2 protein-coding genes are annotated in these 3,986 nt (G+C 36.6%); both read left to right on the top strand.

The features are described 5' to 3' along the window. On the top strand, positions 1-267 hold a 267-nt coding region (locus ADI58_RS07485; RefSeq protein WP_239683531.1), incomplete at its 5' end, for a hypothetical protein. Between the two features lie 438 nt (positions 268-705). Beyond that, on the top strand, positions 706-3,986 hold a 3,281-nt coding region (locus tag ADI58_RS11385; RefSeq protein WP_193390589.1), incomplete at its 3' end, for a hypothetical protein.

The raw sequence follows: 3,986 nt of genomic DNA, 5'->3' as shown, positions 1-3,986 counted from the left end.
GACCAACTGCTGGACTACAAGAGCTGGTCCGAGGAGGACAGGAAGATGTTTAGTGAACAACGCAGGCGAGAAGAACAGGCATTGTTGGCACAGGACTATGCCTTGAAACAAGCTGAAGAAAAAGGATTAGAGCGTGGCCGTGCAGAGGGTATCGAAGAGGGGTTAAAAGTAGGTTTAGTAAATCTAGTCCGCCAAGGTCTTCTGACTTCTGAAGTTGCCAGCCAGCAATTGGGTATGTCAGTCGCTGAGTTTGAGGCGCTGTTGTAATTAATTAAAAAAATGACAGATTTTTCCTTCATACAAAAGGAGAAATCTGTTTTTTTACAATGGTTAGCCACAGTCTAGAAAATGAATTTTTCCTTTTATAATCCTCTAGCATACCATCCAGGGAGCAGGCGATATGCTCTTCCAAAACACGTCAACCGCGCGGTAGGCTTGCGCCTATCCTTAGTAAGAAAATGTCAAGGGCAATACAAAGCTCCGCTCCCCTTATTTAAAAAATAGAATCTTAATATTAAAAATGTAAGGAGAAAAAGAAATTTTCAAAACAATTTTCATAAAAACATTGATAAAACAAATAAAATTCCGAACAAAAACGTAACAAAAATTTAATATGTAATACTTGACAAGGATTTAGGGGGGGGTATAATTACGGTAGGAGTGTTCTACATTATGCACTACAAATATAAAAATAGAGGTGTCCAAATGGATAAGAAAAGAATGATATTGGCGAGCTTAGCAAGTGCGGCAGTCTTAGGAGCAGGTTTTACTACAGTTCAACCGTTAGTTGTAAAAGCTGACGAAAATGCTGCTAAACCAGCAACGCCAAAAGTGATTCAAGATGCTCAAGCTGACGCTGATAAAGCAGATGCTAAAGTTAAAGAACTTGAGGAAAAAGTAGCTGATAAAACAACAGAAGCAACTGCTGCTGCGACTAAACTAGAAGCAGAGAAAAAACAGGATGCTGATGCTAAAGCTGCAAAAGCAGAAGCTGATAAAGCGAAAAAAGACGCTGAAACAGAAAAAACTGCTGCAGATGCTGAATTAACTAAAGCTCAAGAAGAAGCTAAAAAAGCTGACGCTAAAGCTCAAGAAGAAGCTAAAAAAGAGGAAGCTAAAGCTAAAGAAGATGCTGATACTAAAAAAGCAATTTCTGACACTTTAGATAAATTAGTAGCAGATGCTGAAAAAGCTATCAATGATAACAAAAAAATCACTGATAAAGATAAAGCTATTAAAGAATTAAAAGAAAAAATTGGGAAAGAAGACCTATTAGCTGCAATCGAAGCAGGTGAAATCTCAATTGATGATGTTGCTGCTGAGTTAAACGATGATGCTGCAAAAGCAGAAGCGAACGAAGCTGCTGACAAAAAAATGCGTGATAAAGATCAAGCTGCTAAATCAACAGCTGCGGATGCTGGAGCTACTTCTAAAGCTGAAACAGACAAAAAAGACATGCCTGCAGATCTAAAAGCTAAGATTGATGAGGCTGAAAAAGCAGATGCTGCTCGTCCGGAATCAGAAAAACTTCAAGACAAAGCAGATCAATTAGACGATCAATTGAATCGTGTAGAAAATCAATTTAACGAAGCTAAAAAAGTTGCTGAAGAAAAAGCTGCTGTTTTAGACAAAAAAGAAAAAGCTCTTAAAGAAGCTAAAGAAGCTGCTGATGTTGCAGAAAAATACAACCTTAAAGATGATATCGTTAGCTCATTAAAAAATATTGCAACAGAAATCGAAAAAGATCGTAACGAAGCTAATTCTGAATTTGAACAAGCTGATGAAGCTGCTGCGTATTATGCAGAACAAGGTAAAAAACTAGAAGCAGAGTACGATAAAACAGAAGCTGCTGTGAAAGCTGCTAAGGAAGAAGAAGCTAAAAATCCTAAGCCAGCAGAAAAACCTGTTGAAAAACCAAAAGTAAAAACAGAAGCTGAACAAGCTGCTGAAGCTAAAGCAGAAGCTGATAAAAAAGTAGCTGAAGCTCAAGCTAAAGTTGCAGCTGCAACAACTAAAGTTACAGAAGCAACTAAAGCCCTTGAGGAAGCTACAACTAAAGATACTGAAGAAGAAGCGGATGTTCAACCTGCTGAAGATGCAAAAACTGCAGCAGACAAAGCTAAATCTGATGCAGAAACTGAATTAGCTAAAGCTAAAGAAGAAGCAGCAAAAGCAAAAGCTAAAGTTGAAGAGCTTAAAAAAGATGAAGCAGATAGTTTGGCTGGTCTTAAATATGCTTTAGAAAAAATGGAAGCTGATGCTATCGAAAAAATCAACAAAGACGATAAAATCACTGACAAAGATGCAGCTATTGAAAAAGCTAAAGCTGCAATCGGTAAAGAAGATCTATTAAAAGCTATCGAAAATGGTGAAATTTCAGCTTCTGAAGCTGCAAGAGATTTAGATGATCAAGCTGCAACTGCTGAAGCTAATAAAAACCAAGATCCTCAAGCTGATAACATTGGAGCAGCAACTCCAACTATCGAAAATGGAGATAAAGTTTCTGCAGAAAATAAAAAAGTATTTGCTGAAGCAGACAAGAAAGCAGCTGAAGAAGAAGCTGCTCGTCCTGAATCAGAAAAAATTCAAGACAAAGCTGATCAATTACTTAAAGAAATCAACTACTTAACAGCAATTGCTGACAAAGATAAAGCTGCAGCTGAAGTTCTATTAGAAAAATTCAATCACGCTAAAGAAGTATTACTAGAAGCTAGACAAGCTAAAAGAGCAGCAGAAGAAGCTAATGCTACTCCTGAAGTTCTTAAAGCATTGACGAAAGTTGTTTATAATCTAAGACTGGATCGTGACACTGCAAAACAAGAACTAACTAAAGTTGTAGTGCCATTGGAAGCTTACACAAAACAAATCAACAAGCTAACTGACGAGTATAATGAAACTCTTAAAGATTTAGAAGCAGCTAAAGCAAAAGAAGCATCAACAGAAAAACTAGATACACCTACTACTGAAGAAACTCTAGCTAAAGAAAAAGAAGAAGCTGATAAAGCTGAAAAAGAATACGAAAAATTACTTAAAGCAAAAGAAGCTGATAAACCAAAAGATGTAGTAACAGATAAAGGTGAACCAGCAGTACAGCCAGAAAACCCAGAAGGTGTTGTAACGGACAACGGTGAACCAGCAGTACAGCCAGAAAACCCAGAAGGTACAGTTCCAGAAACACCAGCTGCACCAGCTAAACCAGTTGAAAAATCTGAAGCAGAGAAAAAAGTAGATGCTTTAAAAGGAGAAATTGCAGATTTAGAAGCAGAGCTTGCTAAAGACAAAGACAATGAGGATATTAGCGATAAATTAAATGCAATGCGTTCTGCGTTAGCAAGAGCTGAAAAAGATCTTAAAGTATCTCCAGAAGCATTAATATATGCAGTTTTACTTCCAAAAGTAGATGTACCAACTGCATCAACAGCGTTAGAAGCAGAAATTAACAAGCTTAAAGAAGAATTAAAAACAGCTGATGAAAGCAAAAAAGCTGAGTTAGAGAAAAAAATTGCAGAACAAGAAGCTCTTTTAAACGAAGTTAAAGAAGCCGAAGCTAAAGCATCTAAAAAATTAGCTGCTCAAAAAGAATTTTTAGAGAATTTTGATAAAGCTTTAGAAGAAACAGTTAAAAAATTAGAAAAAGCTGAAACTAATGATGATGCAGAATTAGAAAAACAAAAACAATTTACAATTAAGAAATTAAAAGAAGAAGCGGCTGCGAAAAAAGCTGATTTCGTAAAACGATTTGAAGAAGAAGGCTTAACTGCAAAAGAAGCAGAAAAAGAATTAGATGAAGCAAACAAAAAAGCGGAAGCAGCAGCAAAAGAGAAAGCAGCTCAGGAAGAATTTTTAGCGAACTATGATGCTGCGTTGAAAGCAGCAATCGCAGAATTAGAAAAAGCAGAAACTAATAGTCCAGAAGAAGCACAAGCAAAAGTTGATACAATTGCAGCATTAAAAGCAGCATCAGATGAAACAAGAAAACAAATTGT

The organism is Streptococcus mitis, from assembly GCF_001074635.1.
Taxonomy (GTDB): Bacteria; Bacillota; Bacilli; order Lactobacillales; family Streptococcaceae; genus Streptococcus; species Streptococcus mitis_E.
The sequence above is the reverse complement of the archived record's forward strand: the minus strand, read 5'-3'. Positions and strand labels throughout refer to the sequence as shown.